Annotated in this window: 22 protein-coding genes; 5 read left to right on the top strand and 17 right to left on the bottom strand. The window is 55.2% G+C overall.

Annotated elements, in window-relative coordinates:
- Window positions 1-20: 20 nt before the first annotated feature.
- Both nusB and thiL read left to right on the top strand, forming a co-directional pair.
- Entirely contained in the window at window positions 21-440 is a 420-nt protein-coding gene (gene nusB, locus AC3WS9_RS16865; RefSeq protein ID WP_100777425.1) for a transcription antitermination factor NusB, read from the top strand.
- Window positions 441-517: 77 nt separating this feature from the next.
- Complete coding sequence (gene thiL / locus AC3WS9_RS16860; protein ID WP_492489449.1) at window positions 518-1,489, top strand: thiamine-phosphate kinase; 972 nt, start codon at window positions 518-520, stop codon at window positions 1,487-1,489.
- A 122-nt stretch (window positions 1,490-1,611) separates the two neighbouring features.
- Here the strand turns inward: thiL and AC3WS9_RS16855 are convergent, their stop codons facing one another.
- The 4 genes from AC3WS9_RS16855 to xseB all read right to left on the bottom strand — a co-directional run bounded on the left by AC3WS9_RS16855 (window position 1,612) and on the right by xseB (window position 5,686).
- Window positions 1,612-2,586, bottom strand: coding sequence for an aldo/keto reductase (locus tag AC3WS9_RS16855; RefSeq protein WP_492489447.1), 975 nt, complete (start codon window positions 2,584-2,586; stop codon window positions 1,612-1,614).
- A gap of 68 nt (window positions 2,587-2,654) precedes the next feature.
- The gene (dxs, locus tag AC3WS9_RS16850; protein WP_492489445.1) at window positions 2,655-4,517 is read right to left on the bottom strand and encodes a 1-deoxy-D-xylulose-5-phosphate synthase; all 1,863 of its coding nucleotides are present in this window, start codon (window positions 4,515-4,517) and stop codon (window positions 2,655-2,657) included.
- 26 nt (window positions 4,518-4,543) lie between these two features.
- Complete coding sequence (gene ispA / locus AC3WS9_RS16845) at window positions 4,544-5,443, bottom strand: (2E,6E)-farnesyl diphosphate synthase (protein WP_324723718.1); 900 nt, start codon at window positions 5,441-5,443, stop codon at window positions 4,544-4,546.
- The gene (gene xseB, locus AC3WS9_RS16840) at window positions 5,444-5,686 is read right to left on the bottom strand and encodes an exodeoxyribonuclease VII small subunit (RefSeq protein WP_100777420.1); all 243 of its coding nucleotides are present in this window, start codon (window positions 5,684-5,686) and stop codon (window positions 5,444-5,446) included.
- A 193-nt stretch (window positions 5,687-5,879) separates the two neighbouring features.
- Between xseB and thiI the strand changes: the two genes are divergently transcribed.
- Both thiI and AC3WS9_RS16830 read left to right on the top strand, forming a co-directional pair.
- Window positions 5,880-7,328, top strand: coding sequence for a tRNA uracil 4-sulfurtransferase ThiI (gene thiI, locus AC3WS9_RS16835; protein WP_492489443.1), 1,449 nt, complete (start codon window positions 5,880-5,882; stop codon window positions 7,326-7,328).
- Window positions 7,329-7,403: 75 nt separating this feature from the next.
- The gene (locus AC3WS9_RS16830) at window positions 7,404-8,129 is read left to right on the top strand and encodes a GntR family transcriptional regulator (RefSeq protein ID WP_282492634.1); all 726 of its coding nucleotides are present in this window, start codon (window positions 7,404-7,406) and stop codon (window positions 8,127-8,129) included.
- A gap of 28 nt (window positions 8,130-8,157) precedes the next feature.
- Here the strand turns inward: AC3WS9_RS16830 and AC3WS9_RS16825 are convergent, their stop codons facing one another.
- The 5 genes from AC3WS9_RS16825 to panE all read right to left on the bottom strand — a co-directional run bounded on the left by AC3WS9_RS16825 (window position 8,158) and on the right by panE (window position 13,172).
- Window positions 8,158-8,880, bottom strand: a complete 723-nt coding sequence (locus AC3WS9_RS16825; RefSeq protein ID WP_492489440.1) for a glucosamine-6-phosphate deaminase — start codon at window positions 8,878-8,880, stop codon at window positions 8,158-8,160.
- Window positions 8,881-8,889: 9 nt separating this feature from the next.
- Window positions 8,890-10,200, bottom strand: coding sequence for a 6-phospho-beta-glucosidase (locus tag AC3WS9_RS16820; protein WP_492489438.1), 1,311 nt, complete (start codon window positions 10,198-10,200; stop codon window positions 8,890-8,892).
- Between the two features lie 12 nt (window positions 10,201-10,212).
- Window positions 10,213-11,481 carry a PTS sugar transporter subunit IIC gene (locus AC3WS9_RS16815; RefSeq protein ID WP_282492631.1) on the bottom strand — a complete coding sequence of 423 codons (1,269 nt, stop codon included), beginning with the start codon at window positions 11,479-11,481 and terminating at the stop codon, window positions 10,213-10,215.
- A gap of 223 nt (window positions 11,482-11,704) precedes the next feature.
- A complete protein-coding gene (gene yajL / locus AC3WS9_RS16810; RefSeq protein WP_492489436.1) occupies window positions 11,705-12,298 on the bottom strand; it encodes a protein deglycase YajL in 594 nt (197 codons plus the stop codon).
- Window positions 12,261-13,172 (bottom strand): 2-dehydropantoate 2-reductase, encoded by a 912-nt coding sequence (gene panE / locus AC3WS9_RS16805; RefSeq protein WP_492489434.1) that lies wholly within the window; start codon window positions 13,170-13,172, stop codon window positions 12,261-12,263. Before panE ends, yajL begins: the two co-directional genes overlap by 38 nt.
- 127 nt (window positions 13,173-13,299) lie before the next feature.
- Here panE and AC3WS9_RS16800 point away from each other — a divergent pair, with 127 nt between their 5' ends.
- Window positions 13,300-13,791 carry a YajQ family cyclic di-GMP-binding protein gene (locus tag AC3WS9_RS16800; RefSeq protein WP_095280993.1) on the top strand — a complete coding sequence of 164 codons (492 nt, stop codon included), beginning with the start codon at window positions 13,300-13,302 and terminating at the stop codon, window positions 13,789-13,791.
- 36 nt (window positions 13,792-13,827) lie between these two features.
- On the opposite strand, the gene AC3WS9_RS16795 is transcribed toward AC3WS9_RS16800, so the two are convergent.
- The 8 genes from AC3WS9_RS16795 to AC3WS9_RS16760 all read right to left on the bottom strand — a co-directional run bounded on the left by AC3WS9_RS16795 (window position 13,828) and on the right by AC3WS9_RS16760 (window position 22,767).
- A complete protein-coding gene (locus tag AC3WS9_RS16795; RefSeq protein ID WP_285145215.1) occupies window positions 13,828-15,189 on the bottom strand; it encodes an MFS transporter in 1,362 nt (453 codons plus the stop codon).
- A 213-nt stretch (window positions 15,190-15,402) separates the two neighbouring features.
- Window positions 15,403-16,290 carry a heme o synthase gene (cyoE, locus tag AC3WS9_RS16790; RefSeq protein ID WP_100777411.1) on the bottom strand — a complete coding sequence of 296 codons (888 nt, stop codon included), beginning with the start codon at window positions 16,288-16,290 and terminating at the stop codon, window positions 15,403-15,405.
- 11 nt (window positions 16,291-16,301) lie between these two features.
- Window positions 16,302-16,628, bottom strand: a complete 327-nt coding sequence (locus AC3WS9_RS16785) for a cytochrome o ubiquinol oxidase subunit IV (protein ID WP_100777410.1) — start codon at window positions 16,626-16,628, stop codon at window positions 16,302-16,304.
- A complete protein-coding gene (locus AC3WS9_RS16780) occupies window positions 16,628-17,242 on the bottom strand; it encodes a cytochrome o ubiquinol oxidase subunit III (RefSeq protein ID WP_095280996.1) in 615 nt (204 codons plus the stop codon). The genes AC3WS9_RS16785 and AC3WS9_RS16780 overlap by 1 nt, the downstream gene beginning before the upstream one ends.
- Window positions 17,232-19,223: a cytochrome o ubiquinol oxidase subunit I gene (cyoB, locus tag AC3WS9_RS16775; RefSeq protein ID WP_282492627.1), complete on the bottom strand. Its 1,992-nt coding sequence runs from the start codon at window positions 19,221-19,223 to the stop codon at window positions 17,232-17,234. Before cyoB ends, AC3WS9_RS16780 begins: the two co-directional genes overlap by 11 nt.
- Before the next feature lie 16 nt (window positions 19,224-19,239).
- Complete coding sequence (gene cyoA, locus AC3WS9_RS16770; RefSeq protein WP_095280998.1) at window positions 19,240-20,187, bottom strand: cytochrome o ubiquinol oxidase subunit II; 948 nt, start codon at window positions 20,185-20,187, stop codon at window positions 19,240-19,242.
- 479 nt (window positions 20,188-20,666) lie between these two features.
- The gene (gene ampG, locus AC3WS9_RS16765) at window positions 20,667-22,142 is read right to left on the bottom strand and encodes a muropeptide MFS transporter AmpG (RefSeq protein ID WP_492489430.1); all 1,476 of its coding nucleotides are present in this window, start codon (window positions 22,140-22,142) and stop codon (window positions 20,667-20,669) included.
- 46 nt (window positions 22,143-22,188) lie between these two features.
- Window positions 22,189-22,767, bottom strand: a complete 579-nt coding sequence (locus AC3WS9_RS16760; protein WP_100777406.1) for a lipoprotein — start codon at window positions 22,765-22,767, stop codon at window positions 22,189-22,191.
- Window positions 22,768-23,065 lie beyond the last annotated feature (298 nt).

Genomic DNA, 23,065 nt, shown 5'->3' with positions numbered 1-23,065 from the left:
TTTTTTGTAAGGGGAATTCCGTGAAACCTGCTGCTCGTCGCCGCGCCCGTGAGTGTGCCGTCCAGGCGCTCTACTCCTGGCAGTTGTCCCAGAACGACATCGCTGATGTTGAATACCAGTTCCTGGCGGAACAAGACGTCAAAGACGTTGACGTCCTGTACTTCCGTGAACTGCTGTCGGGAGTGGCGACTAATAGCGCGTATCTCGACGGTCTGATGAAGCCGTACCTGTCCCGTCTGCTCGAAGAGCTGGGCCAGGTTGAGAAAGCAGTGCTGCGCATTGCGCTGTTTGAACTGTCTAAACGTCAGGATGTGCCCTACAAAGTGGCCATCAACGAAGCGATCGAACTGGCGAAAACCTTCGGTGCTGAAGACAGCCACAAATTTGTGAATGGCGTGCTGGATAAAGCCGCACCTGCGATCCGTCCCCACAAAAAGTGATCCGCAGACCGGAGTTTCGCACCGCCGCCTGGCTGTGCGGCTCCGGTTTTTTTATTTTATTTGCTGAGGCATAACGTATGGCATGCGGCGAATTCTCCCTGATTGCCCGTTATTTTGACCGTGTTCGTACCTCCCGTCTTGATGTTGAAACGGGCATTGGCGACGACTGCGCACTTCTTAATATTCCCGAAAAACAGACCCTCGCGATCAGCACCGACACTTTAGTGTGCGGGCGTCATTTCCTCGCGGATATCGATCCGGCGGATCTGGCGTACAAAGCGCTGGCCGTTAACGTGAGCGATCTGGCGGCGATGGGGGCTGACCCCGCGTGGCTGACGCTGGCACTGACCTTGCCGAACGTCGATGAAGCCTGGCTTGAAGCCTTCAGCGACGCGCTGTTTGAGCAACTCAACTATTACGATATGCAGTTGATTGGCGGTGATACCACGGCCGGTCCGCTGTCGATGACGCTGGCGATCCACGGCTATGTGCCGGTTGGACGCGCGTTGAAACGCTCGGGCGCGAAGCCGGGCGACTGGATTTATGTCACCGGTACGCCGGGCGACAGCGCGGCGGGACTGGCGATTTTGCAGGACCGCCTTACTGTGAAAGACGCGGATGACGCGGCGTATCTGGTGAAGCGCCATCTGCGCCCGACGCCGCGAATTCTGCACGGTCAGGCCCTGCGCGAGCGCGCCAGTTCGGCGATCGATCTGTCGGATGGTTTGATTTCCGATCTTGGCCATATTCTGAAGGCCAGCGGTGTCGGCGCACGCGTCGATCTCGATACCTTCCCGCTCTCAGAGCAGATTCGTCAACACGTCGAGCCTGAACAGGCGTTGCGCTGGGCGCTGTCCGGCGGCGAAGATTACGAGCTGTGCTTTACCGTGCCGGAGCTGAATCGCGGTACGCTGGATGTGGCGCTGGGGAACCTTGGCGCACCGTTCACCTGTATCGGCCAAATTATGCCGGAGAGCGAGGGGATGCAGTTTGTGCAAAACGGCACGCCTGTGACGCTCGACTGGAAAGGGTACGATCACTTCGCGTGATGGTGTGCGGCCTGTTGCCGGGTGGCGGCTGCGCCTTACCCGGCCTACAAGATCGACGAATGTATTCTCCCTCTCCCTGTGGGAGAGGGCCGGGGTGAGGGCATCAGGCCGCACAATAGAAACTATTTAAACCCCACCACCGGATGCTGCTGATACGGCGTCTCCAGCTCGGCGATCTGAACCGGCGTTAGCGTCAAATCCACCGCATTCAACAGCTCGTCTAGCTGCTCCTCGCGCGATGTACCGATAATTGGTGCCGCAACCCCGCGTTTGCTCAGAAGCCATGCCAGCGCCACCTGCGCGCGCGTTGCACCCGTCTCCTCGGCGATACCTGCCAGACGTTCAGCGATCAGCGCATCGCTGGCGTCGGTGTCGTTATACAGATTCTTCCCGACTTCATCGGAAACCGAGCGCGCAGTGGTTTCACCCCAGGGACGGGTCAAACGCCCACGCGCCAGCGGGCTCCAGGGGATCACCGCCACGCCCTCCTGATAGCAAAGCGGCAGCATCTCGCGCTCTTCTTCGCGATAGATCAGATTGTAGTGATCCTGCATGGTGACAAACCGCGCCCAGCCGTGCTGCGCCTGCAAATCCAGCGCCTGGGCAAACTGCGAGGCATGCATCGACGACGCGCCGATGTAGCGTGCTTTCCCCGCTTTCACCACGTCGTTCAGCGCCTCGAGAGTCTCTTCGATCGGCGTGTTGTAATCCCAGCGATGGATTTGCAGCAGATCGACATACTCCATGTTCAGGCGTTTCAGGCTGTCATCAATGGAGCGCAGGATTTGCGCGCGGGAAAGCCCTTCGGCCAGATCGCCGGACGGGTAGTAAACTTTGGTGGCGACGACGACTTCGTCGCGGCGGGCAAAATCACGCAGCGCGCGGCCAACAATCTCTTCGCTACTGCCGTCGGAATAGCTGTTCGCGGTATCGAAGAAGTTAATGCCGCCGTCAATGGCGCGTTTGATGATAAGACGGCTGCTCTCTTCCGGGAGCGTCCAGGCATGGTTTCCCCGTGCGGGTTCACCAAAGGTCATACAGCCCAGACAAAGACGGGAAACCTTAAGATCTGTTTTTCCTAACGTATTGTATTGCATGCTTCCACTCCTGCTGATTGCTTAAAACACATCCTTTAAGCATAGCAGGAGGGAAAAGAGGGGGGATGTTACGCCAGCCAGTTAAGGATTTTGGCTTCAATGCCCGCGGCATCCAGGCCAATCGCCGCGCGGGCTTCGTCCTGAGTGCCTTGTGGAATAAAGTGATCTGGCAGACCGAGATTCAGCACCGGAACGACCTTGCGATTCGCCATCAGCACTTCGTTCACGCCGCTACCCGCGCCGCCCATAATGGCGTTCTCTTCCAGGGTCACCAGTGAATCATGGCTCGCCGCCATCTCGAGAATTAACGCTTCATCGAGCGGCTTCACAAAACGCATGTCCACCAGGGTGGCATTAAGGGATGCCGCGACTTTCGCCGCTTCCGGCATCAGAGTGCCGAAGTTGAGGATCGCCAGTTTTTCACCGCGACGCTTCACGATGCCTTTGCCGATAGGCAGTTTCGCCAGCGGTTCCAGCTCAACGCCGACCGCATTGCCGCGCGGATAGCGCACCGCGCTCGGACCGTCCTGATAGTGGTAGCCGGTATACAGCATCTGGCGGCATTCGTTCTCGTCGCTCGGCGTCATCACCACCATGTCCGGGATGCAGCGCAGGAAGGAGAGATCGAAAGCGCCCTGGTGCGTTTGTCCGTCGGCACCGACGATACCCGCGCGGTCGATAGCAAACAGCACCGGCAGTTTCTGGATCGCCACGTCGTGGATCACCTGATCGTAGGCGCGCTGCAGGAAGGTGGAGTAGATCGCCACGATCGGCTTATAGCCGCCAATCGCCAGACCGGCCGCGAAAGTCACCGCGTGCTGCTCGGCAATCGCCACGTCAAAATACTGATCCGGGAATTTTTTGGAAAACTCGACCATACCGGAGCCCTCGCGCATGGCGGGAGTCACGGCCATCAGCTTGTTATCTTTGGCCGCCGTTTCGCACAGCCAGTCGCCGAAGATTTTTGAGTAGCTCGGCATCCCGCCGCTGCTTTTCGGCAGGCAGCCGCTGGTCGGGTCGAATTTCGGTACGGCGTGGAAGGTAATCGGATCTTTTTCCGCAGGCTCGTAGCCACGCCCTTTTTTGGTCATGATGTGCAGGAACTGCGGGCCTTTCAGGTCGCGCATGTTTTTGAGCGTGGTGACCAGGCCCAGCACGTCGTGCCCGTCCACCGGGCCGATGTAGTTAAAGCCCAGTTCTTCAAACAAAGTGCCCGGCACCACCATGCCTTTGATGTGTTCTTCGGTGCGTTTCAGCAGCTCTTTGATCGGCGGTACGCCGGAGAAGACTTTTTTGCCGCCTTCGCGCAGGCTGGAGTAGAGTTTGCCCGAAAGCAGCTGCGCCAGGTGGTTGTTGAGCGCCCCGACGTTTTCTGAGATCGACATTTCGTTATCGTTGAGGATTACCAGCATATCGGGCTTGATATCGCCCGCGTGGTTCATCGCCTCAAACGCCATACCCGCCGTGATCGCGCCATCGCCAATGACGCAGACGGTGCGGCGCTGTTTGTTCTCTTTTTCTGCCGCGACGGCAATCCCGATGCCCGCAGAGATCGATGTGGACGAGTGGCCGACGCTTAACACGTCATACTCGCTCTCACCGCGCCACGGGAACGGATGCAGTCCGCCTTTCTGGCGGATGGTGCCGATTTTATCGCGACGACCGGTGAGAATTTTGTGCGGATAAGCCTGATGGCCGACATCCCAGATTAACTGGTCAAACGGCGTGTTATAGACGTAGTGCAGCGCAACGGTCAGCTCCACCGTGCCAAGCCCGGAGGCGAAATGTCCGCTGGAACGACTCACGCTGTCGAGCAGATAACGACGCAACTCGTCGCTCAGCTTCGGCAGGCTCTCTTTCGGCAACAGACGTAACTCCTGGGTGGAGTCAACCAACGCCAGTGTCGGGTATTTGGCAATATCAAAACTCATCAAAGGCTCATCGAGATTTAGTATGTTTATTTATCACGCTGGATTATATAGTCCGCTAGCGCTTCCAGTGCCGAGGTATCGAGCGATTGTGCGGCCAGCTGATTCAGCGACTGGCGGGCATCATCGATCAGGTCCCGGGCTTTACGTTGGGCTTGCTCAAGGCCCAGCAGGGCGGGGTAGGTACTTTTGCCAAGCTGCTGGTCTGCACCCTGACGTTTTCCCAATGTTGCAGTATCGCCCACCACATCCAGAATGTCATCCTGAACCTGGAAAGCCAGACCGATAGATTCGGCGTATCTGTCCAGAACCGGCAGGGCTATGCGGCCTTGCTCACCGGCGCTCAGCGCGCCCAGGCGAACGGCTGCCCGTATCAGTGCGCCGGTTTTATGACGATGAATGCGCTCCAGCTGTTCCAGATTAACCTGACGGCCTTCCGCCTCCAGATCCAGCGCCTGGCCGCCGCACATTCCGGCGATCCCGCTGGCCATCGCCAGTTCGGAGACCATCGCCAGACGGTCGCGGTCGGACACTTCGGCCATAGGCGCATCGCTCAGAATCGAGAACGCCAGGGTCTGCAACGCATCACCAGCCAGAATGGCATTGGCTTCGCCGAACTTAATGTGGCAGGTCGGCTGGCCGCGACGTAAATCGTCGTCATCCATCGCCGGTAAATCATCGTGGATCAGCGAATAAGCGTGAATACACTCCACGGCGGCGGCTGGGGCATCCAGCGTGCTGTCGCTGATGCCAAACATATTGCCCGTCGCATAGACGAGGAACGGGCGCAGACGCTTTCCACCTAAGAGTGCGCCATAGTGCATGGCTTCAACCAGTGGAGTGTTCTGAAAAGGCTGTGGTTCGATAAAACGGCGCAGCGCGTCGTTGGCCCGTTCCACACATTCCTGAAGCGCTTGGGTGAAATCCATTTACTCAGCGTCCGGTGTGAAAGGGGTCGTGGCAGCGTCTTCGCTATCGGAGAGCAGGATCTGCACGCGCTGTTCCGCCTGCTGCAGTTTAACCTGCCCCTGGCGCGCAAGCTGCACGCCGCGTTCGAATTCATTGAGCGCGTCTTCCAGCGGCAGATCGCCACTTTCCAGACGAGTGACAATTTGCTCCAGCTCACTCAGCGCAGTTTCGAAGCTGGCTGGTGCGTCATTTTTCTTCGGCATAGTGAATATTGACTCTCTTATTTTCAGCCCCGTCATGGTAGCGGACTCGGGCGGATAAGCAAATAACGCGCAATGTGCACAGGAGCACCGCTATAGTGGTATACTTCCGCGCCTGGATGCAGCCACGGGTGTGGGCTGCTGTACTCTTTTCCATCACAAGCCTTTACCGGCTTGCCAACGAAACATTGCCGCCATGAAGTTTATCATTAAATTGTTCCCGGAAATCACCATCAAAAGCCAATCTGTGCGTTTGCGCTTTATTAAAATCCTGACCGGAAACATTCGTAACGTTTTAAAAGATTATGACGAAACCCTTGCCGTGGTTCGTCACTGGGATCACGTTGAAGTACGCGCGAAAGACGAAAACAAGCGTCTGGATATTCGCGATGCGTTGACCCGCATTCCCGGTATTCACCATATTCTGGATGTGGAAGATGTTCCTTTCACCTCTCTGCACAATATTTTTGAACTGGCGCTGGCCCAGTACCGCGATCAGATCGAAGGCAAAACCTTCTGCGTGCGCGTGAAGCGTCGCGGCAAGCATGAATTCAGCTCGATCGAAGCCGAACGCTATGTCGGCGGCGGTCTGAACCAGCACGTTGAAACCGCGCGCGTGAAGCTGACCAACCCGGAAGTGACCGTCAATCTGGAGATCGAAAATGATCGCCTGCTGCTGGTCAAAGGCCGCTACGAAGGGATCGGCGGTTATCCGATTGGGACTCAGGAAGACGTGCTGTCCCTGATCTCCGGCGGTTTCGACTCCGGTGTTTCCAGCTACATGCTGATGCGTCGCGGCTGCCGCGTACACTACTGCTTCTTTAACCTCGGCGGCGCCGCGCACGAAATCGGCGTTCGTCAGGTGGCGCATTACCTGTGGAACCGCTTCGGCAGCTCCCACCGCGTGCGTTTCGTGGCGATCAACTTCGAGCCTGTGGTCGGCGAAATCCTCGAAAAAGTGGACGACGGCCAGATGGGCGTGGTGCTGAAACGTATGATGGTGCGCGCTGCGTCTAAAGTGGCCGAGCGCTACGGCGTGCAGGCGCTGGTGACGGGCGAAGCCCTGGGCCAGGTCTCCAGCCAGACGCTGACTAACCTGCGTTTGATCGATAACGTCTCCGATACGCTGATCCTGCGTCCGCTGATCTCCCACGACAAAGAGCACATCATCGATCTGGCGCGCGAAATCGGCACCGAAGATTTTGCCCGTACTATGCCGGAATACTGCGGCGTGATTTCGAAAAGCCCGACCGTGAAAGCGGTGAAGGCGAAGATCGAAGCGGAAGAGCAGAACTTCGATTTCGACATCCTCGAAAGAGTGGTGGCCGAAGCGACGAACGTCGATATCCGTGAAATCGCCCAGCAGACCGATCAGGAAGTGGTGGAAGTGGAAACCGTCACCGGTTTCAGCGCCAACGACGTGATCGTGGATATTCGCGCCATTGACGAGCAGGACGCCAGCCCGCTGAAAGTGGAGGGCGTGGAAGTTGTCTCTCTGCCGTTCTACAAGCTGAGCACTAAGTTTGGCGATCTGGAGAAAGACAAAACCTATCTCCTGTGGTGCGAGCGCGGCGTGATGAGCCGCCTGCAGGCGCTCTATCTGCGCGAGCAAGGCTTCACCAATGTGAAGGTGTATCGCCCGTAAGTATCGCGTACCATGTAGGCCGGGTAAGGCGCAGCCGCCACCCGGCTTTTTTTTTGGGCTCGTCGCGAGGGAATCATGCATAAATACCTGGAAATAAAAGAGAAGCTGAAAAAGGATATTCTCGACCAGAAATATAAAATCGGGGAAAGCATTCCGTCCGAGCGTGACCTTGCAAGCGTGTATAACGTGACGCGGGTGACGGTGCAAAAAGCGATGGCGAACCTGGTTCAGGAAGGCTATATCGAGCGCATTCATGGCAAAGGCATGTTCGTGCTGAAAAATACCGCCAGCAATATCTATATCCTCAACAACGAAAAGAGCGACAGCATTCTCGGTTTTTCTCGCGAGTTCCAGGGACGCGTGAATGTCACCAGCCGCTTAATCACCTTCACGACCATTCAGGCCGATCCCGCGCTTTCACAACATCTTGAGATTCAACCTGGCGACGACGTCTGGTTTATCCGCCGCGTTCGTCTTCTGGACGGTCAGCCCGTTCTGGTGGAGGACACCAATATTCCCGTGCAAACCATCGCGGATATTCCCCAGTCTGTTCTGGAAAAGGGATCGCTGTACGGTTATATCGAAGAGTACACCGGGAAAAAAATCAGCGACGCGGATTCATTGATTGAAGCGGCACTTTTTGACCGAGAATTAGCGACGCTGCTGGATATTAAACCGGGAGACGCGATGCTAAAAATTACCGAAGTTACACGGCTCAGCGACAAGAAAGCCTTTAACTATTCGATCAGCTATAACCGCGCGGATCTGTTCCGGGTTAAGAATCTACGCATTGAAAGATGACAGGCGCGAATGCGCCTGTCAGAGTCAGTTAAAGCTGAGTCGCGGCGGCTTTATCCACCAGCATTTGCACCTGCGAATGGTTTTTTAGCAGCGTTGCCGGGATACGGGCATCGATATCTGAGCGCAGGGTTTGCGCCACAATAGCGGCCTTTTTCTCCCCGCTGGCCATCACGATCACCGACTTCGCCGCCAGAATTGTTTTCATCCCCAGGGATATCCCCTGTTTCACCTCGCGCGCCTGACCGAAATACTTCACCGAAACCGACTGGGTAACCTCGTCCAGATCGACCACGTGACACTCCGTATCAATGGCGGCACCCGGCTCGTTAAAGCCGATATGTCCATTCATGCCGATGCCCAGCACGATCGTTTCGATCCCGCCATGTTCGCGGATGAAGCGATCGACGCGGCGGCACTCTTCCGTCGGGTCAGAGGTTAAGCCGTCAAAGAAGCAGATCTGATCATCGCGCAGCGTCAGACGGCTGAAAAAATGTCCCCAGACCATCTCCCGACAGCTTCCCTTATCGGCTTTGCCCAGCCCTAACCACTCGTCCAGACCGACAAACGCCGCGCGGGAAAAATCGACTTTTCCTTCTTCACTGGCGCGTACAAGAGCATCAAACACGCCGAGCGGCGTATCGCCCCCGGCAATGCAGATCAGGGCATCGGGTTTGCGTGTCACAGAATCCATCACGCGCTGGGCCACGGTGGCGCTGAGCGCCGGGTAATCTTCAACAATTTCAACGTTCATCGCAGTTCCTTAGCGTTGGTACTGAGGTAAATAAGCGTGGTTCACTTCCAGATACTCGTCGAGGATCTGCTCGGCAATGGCGGCGGATGGCACAATCGGGTTGATGCTCAGCGCCAGCAGGGCGGTGGCGTAATCCCCGGTGACGGCGGCCTCGACGGTGAGCTCTTCGTAGGCTTTGACACTCTGGATCAGCCCGCGAATTTTCACCGGCAATCTGCCGTAGGCCAGCGGATGAGCCCCGTTTTTATCGATCACGGCGTTGGTTTCCAGGGTGACGTGATCGGGCAGATCCGGCGTTGCGCCGTTATTGACGGTATTCACCACGTGGACTTCTTTTTTGTCATTGAAAATCGAGCTAATGATCGAGCAGGCCGTGTCCGAGTACCACGCGCCGCCGCGCTGCTCCAGCTCTTTCGGTTTGTGGTTCAGGTTCGGGTCCTGATAGAGCTCAAACAGCTTTTTCTCAATCTCACGGGTTTGCTCGCCACGCGTGCCTTTTTTCTCTGAATCGCGGATTGCCGTCTCCGTCATTTCGCGGGTCAGGAAGTAGTACTTCAGATAGGAGATAGGGTACATGTGCAGGGCGCGAGCGAAGCGGGCGGTAAAGCCGATATCAGGGATGTTTTTCAGCGAGTTATTGGCGCTGCCGACGGCCAGCTTCTCGATAAAATCATCGGTGAGATCGTCACCTTTCACGTAAATTTTATCGGCAAAAATCAGATGGTTAAGGCCGATAATGCGCGCGTAAATATCTGCTTTTTTGACGTCGTAGGCTTTGGCGATGTCCATCATCATGCTGTTGGCACCGCTGCAAATCCCGATGGTTTTGATTGCCGAATGGCGGGTGATGGCTTCGGTCACGATGCCCGCCGGGTTGGTGAAGTTAATCAGCCACGCGTTCGGGCAACATTTTTCCATCGCTTTGCAGATATCGAGTAGCACGGGAATGGTGCGCTGGGCTTTCATAAACCCGCCGGGACCGGTGGTTTCCTGGCCGAGGACGCCGTATTTCAGCGGGATTTTCTCATCATTGATGCGCGCATCCAGGAAGCCGACGCGCAGCTGGGTGGTGACGAAATCGGCATCTTTCAGGGCCGCTTCGCGATCCAGCGTCAGGTGAATGTTCATCGGAATACCGGCTTCTTCCACCATGCGCTGGGCGAGCTTGCCGACGATCTCCAGCTTCTCTTTGCCTTCTTCGATATCCAGCAGGTAGAAATCGGTGACCGGGAGTTCGTCATAGCGTTTGATAAATCCATCGATCAATTCCGGCGTATAGCTTGAGCCACCACCAATCGTGACAATTTTGAGCTTTTTCATCGTGAATCCTTTTTACAAGATGGGATCGGGAAGTTTTTCTGCTTCACGGCGCGAATGTTCTTCCGCCGCTTCGGTTTCTAACTGTTTGCGTTCTGCGAGTTTGAAAAACGGCAGCCAGACGAGGGCTGAAATAGCAATGGTGCAGACCGACCAAATCACGGCAGGAATATTGCCCCCGGTGACGAACCACGCGGCGAAAATCGGCGGCATGGTCCAGGGAATTTGCAGCACCGGGCGGCCAATGATGTCGAAATACATCAGGGCATAGGTCGAAATACAGAGAATCATCGGGGTGAGGGTGAAAGGGATCATCAGCAACGGGTTGAAGACAATCGGGCAGCCAAATATCACCGGCTCGTTGATGCAAAATATCGCGGAGGGTAAAGAGAGTTTGCCGACGGATTTATAGAGCTTGCTGCGCGAGCGCATCATCGCCATCACTAACCCGAGCGTCGCCCCGGTGCCGCCGAGACACATAAAGACGATATAAAACCCGTCGGCGGTAATATGCGGAATCGGCTGGTGGTGCAAATAGGCCTGGGTGTTTTCGGCGATATATTTCAGGAAGATAGGCGCGGTGATCCCCGAAAGGACGTTATCCCCGTGGATACCGCAGCACCACAAAAGTGAAATTAAAAAGATTAATACCAGCATTCCGGGGAGCGATCCTAAGCCAGTGACCAGCGGGCTGAGAATCAGCGTGAAGAAGTTATTAATATCGAAGTTAAGAATGACCCTAACGAACCAGATAAGCGTAATCGCCACCGCCGCCGGAATCAGGCTTGCGAAAGATTGCGCGACCGCCGGGGGAACGCCGTCGGGAAGTTTTATCACCACGTTATGATGAATAAAGAAGCGGACAATTTGCACTGTCAGAATCGACAGAATAATGGCAGAGAAAAGCCCGGCGGCACCGAGATTATCGACATTGAGCTGATACTTATCGTTGAGCTGGGCCAGTAAAAAAACCACCATCGTGACGATGGCGCAGGTTAAAGCGTTAAGGCTGTACTCTTTCGCCAGGTTGTAGCTGATGCCGATGGCGGAAATCAGCCCGATAGCGCCGAAGGTCACGGCAACCGGCGCGCTCAGTTTCTCGGCGTAGGGGCCGAGCCAGTCGGTCCAGCCTGGAATCGGTAAATTCGCGAGGATCAGAAACAGGCTGCCGGTAATGGTGAAGGGGAGCGTCAGGGCGATGCCGTTACGCACCGCCACCAGGATTTTGTTTTCGCCGACGCGAATCAGGACAGGAATGACTCTGTTCTCAAGAAATGTAATCACATTGCTTACTCCAGAAGAGATTTCTGTTCTTCGCCGTTATCTGTGTTGGTAGGGGGCGAAGTGTCTAACTGGTATATGCCAGTTGAAGTGAGTCTTTCACGGAATGAATGCGATGAGAAGCCTTCTCAGAAAGAAAGATAAGAAGTGTGATTACTGCCGCAATAATGAACCGAGAAAAGAAAGGCTGGCACGGGGCCAGCTTGAAGGGAAAATCTGCGCGGGTTTACGCCTCGTAGTAGTTGTAGATCCCTGCCGCCATCACCAGGGATGACGCCACTTCATAGGCTTTTTCACGCCCAACGACGAGATCGATAATCTTGAGCGCAAAATCAATCGAGGTGCCCGGCCCCTGGCTGGTCAGCAGGTTGACGCGCGGATCCCAGACCACCCGTTTATCGACCCATTGCCCTTCCGGGATGCGGTCTTTCAGCGCCGGGAAACCGGTCATATTGCCGATCGGGAAAAGATCGTGTGGAACCAGGACGGTGGCTGCCGCGGCGCAGATGGCGGCGACAATCCGCCCGGAGAGGTGAAACTGGCGGACGGTTTCGACCAGCAGGGGGCTGTCGCGAAAGTTTTCTGCACCCTCCAGACCGCCGGGCAGCACAATCACGTCATAATCGCCGTCAGCCACTTCGACCAGCGGCGCATCGGCCAGCAGTTTCACGCCACGCGAGCAGACGATGGTCAGATTGCCATCGCTGGCGACGCTGGCCGTTGTTACTTGAATCCCGCCGCGCACCAGCAAATCAATGGTGGTGACCGCTTCTGTCTCTTCGCTACCAGGGGCGAGGCATACCAGTGCCGACGCGCTCATACTCACTCTCCTTACGTTTAACCATGTCATACAGGCGCACATTTTCCGGCACGCTAATGCCGTGCGCGCGGGCGCGTTTGAGCAGATATCCGGTGATGTAGTCGATTTCCGTGTGCCGCAGTGCGCGCACGTCCTGCAGCATCGAGGAGATGTTTTCTGCGGTGCTGTCGATGATCTGCTCGACGTAATAGCGGATATCGTCCGCCGAAGTGTGGATGCCCTCGCGCTCAATCACTGCCGCGACTTCGGCGCACAGGGCGGCCACTTCCTGCGGATGATTTTTCAGCTCGCCGTTCGGGCAGTCCAGCAGCGCCGTCAGCGGATTGATCACGCAGTTGACCGCCAGTTTGCGCCACAGCTGCGGGCGAATGTTGTTGTGCCAGGCCACGTCGGGCAGCACGTGCTGCAGCACGTCAGCAAGATAGCTGTAATCGCCGTCCTGCTCGCGCGCCGGCCCCATATGGGTGACGCCGCTTGCCACGTGGACGATGATGTTCCCGTCACGACGGGCCGCATGGGTGGTGATTGCCATCAGCAGCGGCTGGTGGATGCTTTTGAGTTCGTCAATGGTACCCATGCCGTTATGCACCAGCACAATTGGTGTGGTGCGGGGGAGGGTGGCGGCCAGCGCTTTGACGGCGTCCGAGACCTGCCAGGCCTTGAGCGTGACCAGCAGCAGGTCGCTTTGCGCCAGAAAATCGGGATCGTTGGCGGTGAGCGATTCGTTAAAGATACTTCCATCTTCATCGATCAGGTTTACACTGCAATACGGCTGGGGGACGCGTAGCCAGCCTTGTACCTCGTGTCCATGTTTGCACAGTGCGGTGAGCCAAAGCTGGCCCAGGGCTCCGCATCCGAGCACGGTAATTTTCATTGTTCCTCCTCACCTGCAACTACGCCAGGCGTGTCGGTTAAGTATAGCGCCGTCAGCTAAGCTTCTGTTGAGTTATGCCTCGTTGCGGGTATTATGCAACGCAACAAAAGTAAAAGGAGAAGAAAAGATGCCATCTTTCGATATTGTTTCAGAAGTTGATATCCAGGAAGTCCGCAACGGCGTGGATAACGCCAGCCGTGAAGTTGAGTCACGTTTCGATTTTCGTGGCGTAGAGGCGAGTTTTGAGCTCAACGACGCGAATAAGACCATCAAGGTGTTGAGCGAGTCCGATTTCCAGGTCAATCAGTTACTGGATATTCTGCGCGCCAAGCTGCTCAAACGCGGCATTGAAGGGACGTCTCTGGATGTGCCGGAAGAGTTCGTGCACAGCGGTAAAACCTGGTTTGTAGAAGCCAAGCTTAAGCAGGGCATTGAGAGCGCGATGCAGAAGAAAATCGTTAAGCTCATCAAAGACAGCAAGCTGAAAGTGCAGGCGCAAATTCAGGGCGAAGAGATTCGCGTCACCGGTAAAGCGCGCGACGATCTGCAGGCGGTCATGGCGCTGGTGCGCGGCGGCGACCTGGGTCAGCCGTTCCAGTTTAAGAACTTCCGCGATTAAAAACGAAAATGCCCGGCACACACGCCGGGCATTTTTTCAGGCTTTGATAGCCTGCTCCACTTCGAAGCGGTTGGTGACTTTACTGTCGATTTTGACGTAAGCGCTGCGCTCTTCCGGGACGATTAACACTTCACTTATCCCTTCTGTGGCTTCCAGCCGTTGTTTCAGCGTGTCGCTTATCTCTATACCGTCCGGGATTTCCACCCGCAGGCTGCTAACGTAGCGCGGCTCTTTCATGGTGCTGGCGACCAGCAGCCAGACCATTGCCAGCAGCGCACCCGCGAGAAACACGGTCTGCGAATCAAATAATCCGTCTACCCAGCCGCCGAGCGAGCCGCCGATGGCGACGCCCAGGAACTGGCTGGTGGAGTAAATCCCCATCGCCGTACCTTTGTATCCGGCAGGGGATTCTTTACTGATCAGCGACGGCAGCAGGGCTTCCATCAGATTGAACGCAAGGAAGAACAACTGCACGCCCAGGACCAGCTCCCAGAAGTGCGGGCCGGAGCCCCAGAGAACAATTTCCGCGATTAACAACAGCGCCACGCACCCAAGAAATACGCGCTTCATACGGCGTTTCACTTCGGCATAGATAATAAAGGGCACCACGGAGGCGAAGGAGATCAGCATGGTCACCAGATAGATTTTCCAGTGCTCTTCCGCCGGGAATCCGGCTGCCGCCAGCTGGCCGGGCAGGGCGACGAAGGTGGACATCAGCAGGATGTGCAGGCACATAATGCCGAAGTTGAGTTTCAGCAGGCGCGGTTCGACGATAACTTTGCTGAAGCAGCCTTTCACCATCCCCGACTCGCGGTTCAGGACGTGATTTTTGCTATCTGGTACGACCCAGATCGTCAGCGCAATGCCAATAGTGGCCAGCACGGCTATCATCCAGAACAGGGCGTTCAGGCCGAGCTTGTGGGTGATGATCGGGCCGAGGACCATGGCGATGGCGAAGGTGATGCCAAAGCTGACGCCGATAAAGGCCATCGCTTTGGTCCGGTTCTGTTCGCGGGTTAAATCGGAAAGCAGCGCCATGACGGCGGCGGCAATCGCGCCTGAGCCTTGCAGCGCACGGCCAAGAATAATGCCCCAGATGGAGTCCGACAGCGCGGCAATGATGCTGCCGAGCACAAAGATCATCAGGCCGCCGACGATCAGCGGTTTACGGCCAACGCGATCGGATAGTAATCCGAAAGGGATCTGGAAGACCGCCTGGGCCAGACCATAAATACCAATCGCCAGACCGATCAACGCTTCGCTGGCGCCCTGAAGCGCCATACCATAGGTGGTCAGAACAGGCAGGACCATAAACATGCCGAGCATGCGCAGCGAGAAAACAGTCCCTAAACCCCAGGTTGCGCGCAGTTCGCCTGGTGTCATTTTATAATCGTTCATTACCACCTCTGATCAAAAGCAGGCACTAGTGTAGGCGGGGTGTTAAGTGCGGTAAATAGGTGTTTGTTTAAGAGATATTACGGGGGGCAAATCATTGCCGGGTGGCGGCTTCGCCTTACCCTGCCTACCGAACCCGTAGGCCCGTGCAAGCGTAGCGCCGCCGGGCAAAAAAAAGCCGGGTTATCATCACCCGGCTTTTTCAAATCAGCGTTCTTACCAGACGTAAGTCAGCAAATTGTGTGAATCTGGCACCATAAAGTCGACGGACATCATCACGGAAAGCGAAGTGATAGCAACAATCGAGAACACAAACAGCTTACGTGCCCAGACTTTGTCGTCTTCCACTTTGTAACCGCGCAGCGCCATCCCGAGCCACCAGACGCTCACTGCCGCAGCCACCACCAGATATTTATATCCGGCGTAACCGCCAAGCGAGAGCATCAGCGTCGCCACGGCGAAAGCGATGATGTACAGCGTGATGTGATTCTTGGCGACCGAAATGCCTTTCACGACCGGCAGAACCGGGATGTTCGCTGCCTGATAATCCTTAAAGCGGAAAATCGCGATGGCGTAGGAGTGCGGCATCTGCCACAGGCTAAAGATAGCCAGCAGGATCAGCGCACCGCTGTCGAACTCGTTCGTGACGGCGCAGTAGCCAATCACCGGCGGCGCAGCGCCGGAGAGAGAACCAATCAGCGTACCGTAGACGGAGTGACGTTTCATATACAGGCTGTAGACGCCCACATACACCACGAAACCCATCACCCCCAGCCAGCAGGCCAGAGGGTTGGCACCAAACCACAGCAGCATAAAGCCAGCAAAGCCCAGCAAGGTGGCGTACACCAGCGAGACGGCAGGAGATATCAGGCCTTTGACAAGCACCCGATTCTTGGTCCTTTCCATCTTCCTGTCGATATCCATGTCGATGTAGTTGTTAAATACACAACCGGACGCAACCACCAGTGACACACCGATCAGCGTGGATGCAAAGAGGGTGTAATCGATGCTGCCCTTAGAGGCCAGCAGGAACCCTCCGATCACGGAGATCAGGTTGCCAAAGATGATGCCTGGTTTCGTTACTTGCAGGTATTGCTTAAACATACTCGCCGCTCTTAGTGAACCATCATGTTGTAGTTCAGGTTCCACATAATCCAGATGGAACCGACTACCAGGATAGCGATGATAATCACGGTAAAGATGAAGGCCGTCATGTTCCAGCCCTCATCGGATTTGGTGTTCATGTGCAGGAAGCAAACCAGATGCACCAGAATCTGTACCACAGCGGAGATCAGGACCGTGCCCAGAATCACCGTGTGAGAAGCCGTTCCGCTCATCACCATCCAGAACGGGAGTGCCGTCAGGATGATCGACAGGATAAAACCTGTCATGTAGGTTTTCACGCTACCGTGGGAAGCGCCATGATCGTTAGTATGACTCATTACATCGCCCCCATCAGATAGACAACCGAGAACACGCAGATCCACACCACGTCCAGGAAGTGCCAGAACAGACTCAGGCACATGATACGGGTGCGGTTAGTATTGGTCAGGCCGCGACGATAAACCTGGAACATCAGCACCGCCATCCAGATCAGACCAGATGTGACGTGCAGACCGTGGGTACCGACCAGCGCGAAGAACGCTGACAGGAAGCCACTTCGATCCGGGCCCATGCCTTCAGCAATCAGGTGATGGAATTCATAGAGTTCCATCCCGATAAATCCAGCACCAAACAGCCAGGTCAACGCCAGCCAGGAGACAACCTGGCTCTTGTTGTTTTTGTACATGGCGATCGCCGCCATGCCGTAGGTGATGGAGCTGAACAGCAGCAGAGCGGTTTCGACCAGAACGAACGGCAGTTCGAAAATGTCCTTGCCAGTCGGGCCGCCCGCTGTGCCGTTCACCAGAACGGCATAGGTCGCGAACAGACAGCAGAACAGAATGCAGTCGCTCATCAGGTAGATCCAGAAGCCGAAGACTTTCATCGGCCCTGTATCGTGGTGCGCGTGGTCATGCGCATGGGCAGTTGGGTGCGCCAAAGTATCAGTTGCCATTTTTCAGCCCCGCTTTAGAAATCTCATCGAAATGCTGGTTTTCCAGTTTTTCGACTTCACGGACTGGTACGTAGTAGTCCACGTCCTCGTCAAAGCTCTTCACAATCCAGCTGATGATGACGCCTGCGAAGCTCGCGATGGCCAGCCACCAGATATGCCAGATCATGGCGAAGCCAAATACCGTAGCGAAGGCGGCAATCACAATGCCCGCGCCGCTGTTTTTCGGCATGTGGATCTCTTCGTAATGAGCAGGTTGCTTGTACGCTTCGCCTTTCTCTTTCATTTCCCAGAATGCGTCGCGCTCATGGATCTGCGGCACAATGGCAAAGTTATAGAACGGAGGCGGGGAGGAGGTTGCCCACTCCAGCGTACGGCCACCCCATGGGTCACCGGTCAGGTCACGGTTCTGCTCGCGGTCGCGAATAGAGACGTAGAACTGAATCAGCTGACATGCGATACCCATTGCGATCAGCACCGCACCACAGGCTGCAACAACCAGCATTGGGTGGAACTGCGGATCAATCTGCTGGCTCAGGCGACGGGTCATACCCATGAAGCCCAGCACATACAGCGGCATGAATGCCACGAAGAAGCCCACAATCCAGAGCCAGAACGCACGTTTGCCCCAGGTTTCGTTCAGCGTGAAGCCGAAGGCTTTTGGCCACCAGTAGGTTACGCCAGCGAAGCAGCCGAAGACGACGCCGCCGATGATAACGTTATGGAAGTGCGCAATCAGGAACAGACTGTTGTGCAGAACGAAGTCAGCACCCGGTACCGCCAGCAGTACGCCGGTCATGCCACCCACAGAGAAGGTGACGATGAAGCCGATGGTCCACAGCATTGCTGAGTGGAACACGATACGGCCCTGATACATGGTGAACAGCCAGTTGAAGATCTTCACCCCGGTCGGGATGGCGATAATCATGGTGGTAATACCGAAGAAGGCGTTTACGTTCGCGCCCGCACCCATGGTGAAGAAGTGGTGCAGCCAAACAATGAACGACAGAACGGTAATACACACGGTTGCCCACACCAGTGAGGTGTAACCAAACAGACGTTTACGCGAGAAGGTCGCTGCGATTTCGGAGAACACACCGAAGACCGGCAGAACCAGGATGTACACTTCAGGGTGACCCCATGCCCAAATCAGGTTGATGTACATCATCATGTTGCCGCCCATATCATTGGTGAAGAAATGGGTGCCCAGATAGCGATCCAGGGTCAGCAACGCGACGGTAACCGTCAGAATTGGGAAGGACGCGATAATCAGGATGTTGGCGCACAGAGATGCCCAGGTAAATACCGGCATCTTGAACATGGTCATGCCAGGGGCACGCATCTTGATAATGGTCACAAAGAAGTTAATACCGGTCAGGGTCGTACCGATACCGGAGAGCTGAATCGCCCAAATCCAGTAATCGACGCCAACACCAGGACTGTACTCAATTCCCGAAAGCGGTGGGTATGCCAGCCAGCCGGTCTGTGCGAATTCGCCCACACCCAGTGACAGGTTAACCAGGATTACACCGACAACCGTGAACCAGAAGCTCAGGTTGTTCAGGAACGGGAACGCCACGTCGCGCGCGCCGATTTGCAGCGGCACAACCACGTTCATCAGGCCGATAACCAGCGGCATCGCCACGAAGAAGATCATAATCACGCCGTGCGCGGTAAAGATCTGGTCGTAGTGATGCGGTGGCAGGAAGCCGGCCTCACCTGCCGAAGCAAGTGCCTGCTGGCTACGCATCATGATTGCATCGGCAAAGCCACGAATTAACATGACGATACCGACGATGCAGTACATGATACCGAGTTTTTTGTGGTCAACCGAAGTCAGCCACTCATTCCACAGGTAGCTCCACTTACCGAAGTAAGTGATCAGGCCCAGTAAGGCCGCGCCACCAATGATAATTGCAGCAATCGTAACCACGATAATCGGTTCATGGTACGGCACTGCATCCAGTGTCAATTTTCCGAACATTTTCTTCCTCGGCCCCTTAGTGAGAGGTTTCCGCGTGGCTCATGTCCATGCCTTCCATACCTTCGTGCGAGCTGTGCTCACCTTCTGGCTGAGTCATGTTCATGCTCTTCCCGTGGTCCATAAATTTGTTCACAACGTCTTTAAACAAATCAGGTTTCACGTTAGAGAAGTATTCCACCTTGTTGTATTCGCTAGGTGTCGCCACTTTATCGAATGCCGCCATGTCAGACATGGTGTTGGTAGACTGTTTCGCTTTTTCGACCCACTGGTCGAAAGCGGCACGGTCCGGCGTTGCGATAGCTTTGAACTTCATACCTGAGAAGCCCGGGCCACTGTAGCTGGCGGAGATACCATCGTAGGTGCCTGCTTCATTCGCGATCAGGTGCAGGTTAGTCTGCATACCGGCCATCGCGTAAATCTGGCTGCCCAGACGCGGAATAAAGAAGGAGTTCATCACGGAGTTAGAGGTGACTTTGAACTGTACCGGAGTGTTCGCCGGGAAGGCGATTTCATTCACGGTGGCAATACCCTGTTCCGGATAGATGAAGAACCATTTCCAGTCCATGGAGACCACTTCAATGGTAATCGGTTTTTCATCGTGAACCAGCGGTTTGCTCGGCTCAAGCGCGTGAGTGGTTTTCCATGTCAGCACGGCAAGGAACAGGATGATCAGAATAGGGACCGTCCAGACCACAGCTTCCACTTTGTTGGAGTGTGACCAGTTAGGGCTATACTTCGCATCTTTATTGCTCGCACGGTACTTCCAGGCGAAACCAACTGCCATCAAAATGGCAGGAATAACGACGATCATCATCAGGCCGAAGGCCGTCAGAATCAGGGAACGTTGTTCCAGTCCAATCTGTCCTTTGGGGTCGAGAAGCGCAGAATCACAGCCACTGAGTAAAACAGTGCCTGCAAATAACGACAACCATCCCAAACTTTTATTGTATTTCCTAAGTGTCATTTAACGACCTCAATTCCACGGGGACCTGGTGGCGTTTAAAGTGTGGGGGCATTTTACGGGAAGGTTACATTACTGTAAACATCATTAGCCCTGTGTCAGGAAGGTGTTACCGGGTTCTGCCGCACGTGTCACATGTGTTGCAAATTATGTCTACTTTTAAGACAAAAGCCCGACAGGACGGGAGTTATAACGAAAGGGCCCTTAAGGATACCCCAAACAGGGCAATTGGTATAACCATTGTTAAAAATAAACAATAAATTAACAAAAAAGCATCAATAAAAAGACAATTGAAATACGAAAATTTAAACTCCCCAAAGCTGAATCGTTTAATGAAAAATAGCGAAACGCTGAGGGTTCCTGTAATTTCCGAAAACTATCCCGCACAAAACAACAAATATTTTTTTCAGCGGACGTCGGTTATTTCACCGTTATAATTACCTGGCGTTATTACCACGGGAAATAACCTTTCGGTTTTAGCTTCAGGTCAGCCGGGTTTTACGCAGCGCCATGAAATCAAGGACACCGCCGGTGACAATCCCGACGACCGCAAGCAGACCGCCGACGTCCAGCAGGATCGCCTCAAACGGCAGGGTAAGCGGGGTGGATGCATTGATTATCAACACGATCAGCCACAGGGCCAGCATCGCACAGCCGACCATTAACAGCCGCAAGGCAAAGCGATACGCGCGCTGATATTCCGTGCGCGGCATAAAGTGATCCGTTTGCTGGGTATATTCCAGGGTCTGTCGACAAACCAGCAGGAGTAATATTCCTGGCACCGCCGCAAAGACCGAGAAAAGATAAAACGTCGGCCAGCCGTGGGCTTCGACAAACCAGCCGGCAATCGGGCCAACATACACACGACCTACGGCAGAAAGGGCAGAGAGCAGGGCAAACTGCGTCGCGGAAAACGATTTATTGCACAGGGTCATCAGCAGCGCGACAAACGCCGCCGTTCCCATCCCGCCGCACAGGTTTTCGAAGAATACGGCGGCGGCCATGCTGATCATATTCTTATCGGTGATGGAGAGCAGCCAGTAACCAGCGTTGGACACTCCCTGCAAAATGCCGAAGATCAGCAGGGCGCGGAACAGCGACAGACGCTGCATCAACACCCCGCCGTAAAGTGCGCCAAGAATGGTCGCAAACAGGCCGAGGGTTTTGTTCACCACGCCGACTTCACCGGCATCGAAACCCACGCCGCGGATCAGGAAGGTGGTGGTCAGGCTCATGGCGAAGGCATCGCCGAGCTTATAAAGGACGATCAGCAGTAAAATCAGCCACGCATTATTGCGCCCGAAGAAGTCGCGCAGCGGTTCGGCGACAGCCTGCTCGAGCGTACGAGGAACCGGAATAACGTCGCTCGGCTCCGGGGCAAAAAAAGTCGCAATGATGCATGGGATCAGCAGGGCGGCCATCAGCCAGTACATCCCCTGCCAGCCGAGATAGCGGTCGGCCAGCCACAGGGCTAACCCGCCGGAGACCAGCATCCCCAGGCGATAGCCCAGCACGCTGATCGCAGCACCGGTTCCGCGCTCTTCAGCTGGTAATACGTCCGTTTTCCAGGCATCAAAAACGATATCCTGTGAGGCCGAGCAGAAGGCGATTACCACCGCCAGCGCGGCCATCCAGCGCAATTGCGTTGACGGCTCGAGGAATCCCATTGCGGCAATCGCCAGCAATAGCAGAATCTGAGTCATCACCAGCCAGCCGCGGCGACGGCCGAGGAAGGGCGGGGTATAGCGGTCCATCACCGGTGACCATAAAAACTTAAAGACGTAGGCCTGGCCGACAAGGGAGAAGAAACCGATGGTTTTGAGATCGATATTCTCGACCGTCATCCAGGCCTGAAGCGTGCCGGAGGTGAGGGCGAGAGGTAAACCGGAGGCGAAACCAAGGATCAGCAGAATGGCTGATTTAGGTTGCTGGAAAATGCGCAAGTAATGACTGGACATGTTTCTATATGACTGACCCGGCGTAGCGCCGGGTCAGTGTGCGGGATTAGCGCGCGTTCTGCTTGATGAATTCGTGAATGCTGGTGTCCTGCGCCATATCGGCGATGGTGTCGGTCAGCACGCTGTTTACCGCGTTAGCAATGTTCTGGTTGGATGCCTGGAAGGCGCCTTCAACCGAGTAGCTTGCGCGATAGTTTTTGTTCATCTTATTGCCGTTCTTCGCGGTAGCGATGATGGCGATATCGGCTTTGGTGGAGATGTTGTAGCGCACGTTGCCCTGAGAAACGTCGGCATACAGATTGTTCACAATGATCTGCAGATCAACGGCACCGCTTGGGCCAACCATGTAACCGCGAGCGGTCATCTGTTTTTCCAGTACTTCCTGCAGCAGGAAGCGCAGGTCGCGGGAAGCGGTCAGGGTGACTTGCTGGTTATCACGCGTCACTTTCGCCAGCGCTTGATCCTGACGCTGATCGGCACCGTTGATACTCACGGTCACGCCCATCAGGCTAGGGTCCTGCTGAGGCAGGGTGATTTTTGGCGAAACGTCAATGGTGGTCGGCGGAGTGGCACAACCAGCCAGCATGAAGAGTGCTACCAGCGGAAAGAAGAGTTTTTTTAACATTTCAGGTTCTCAACGGATCGTTAGCATATAAAGAGAAAAATTGTCGCCATCATAACATCGCCAACGGCGAGGGGAAGTGGTCAACGCATGTAAATTCATCGTCTTGTCTGAAATCTGACCACCACTGAGATTTTCCTCACCTCACCGGTGACAAAACGTATGAGTGAGACAGTGAACTTCATCCGTTTGAATGAGGAAATCAGACGAAAGCTAAATATTTGTTGTCTTGATGTAATGGAAGCGGTAAAAGCGGCTAACATTTAAAGGGATGGGTGACATCTCAGCGTTGTCAGAGGAG

Source organism: Lelliottia sp. EB106-05-01-XG201, from assembly GCF_058791735.1.
This window is presented reverse-complemented; position numbering and strand designations above follow the sequence as displayed.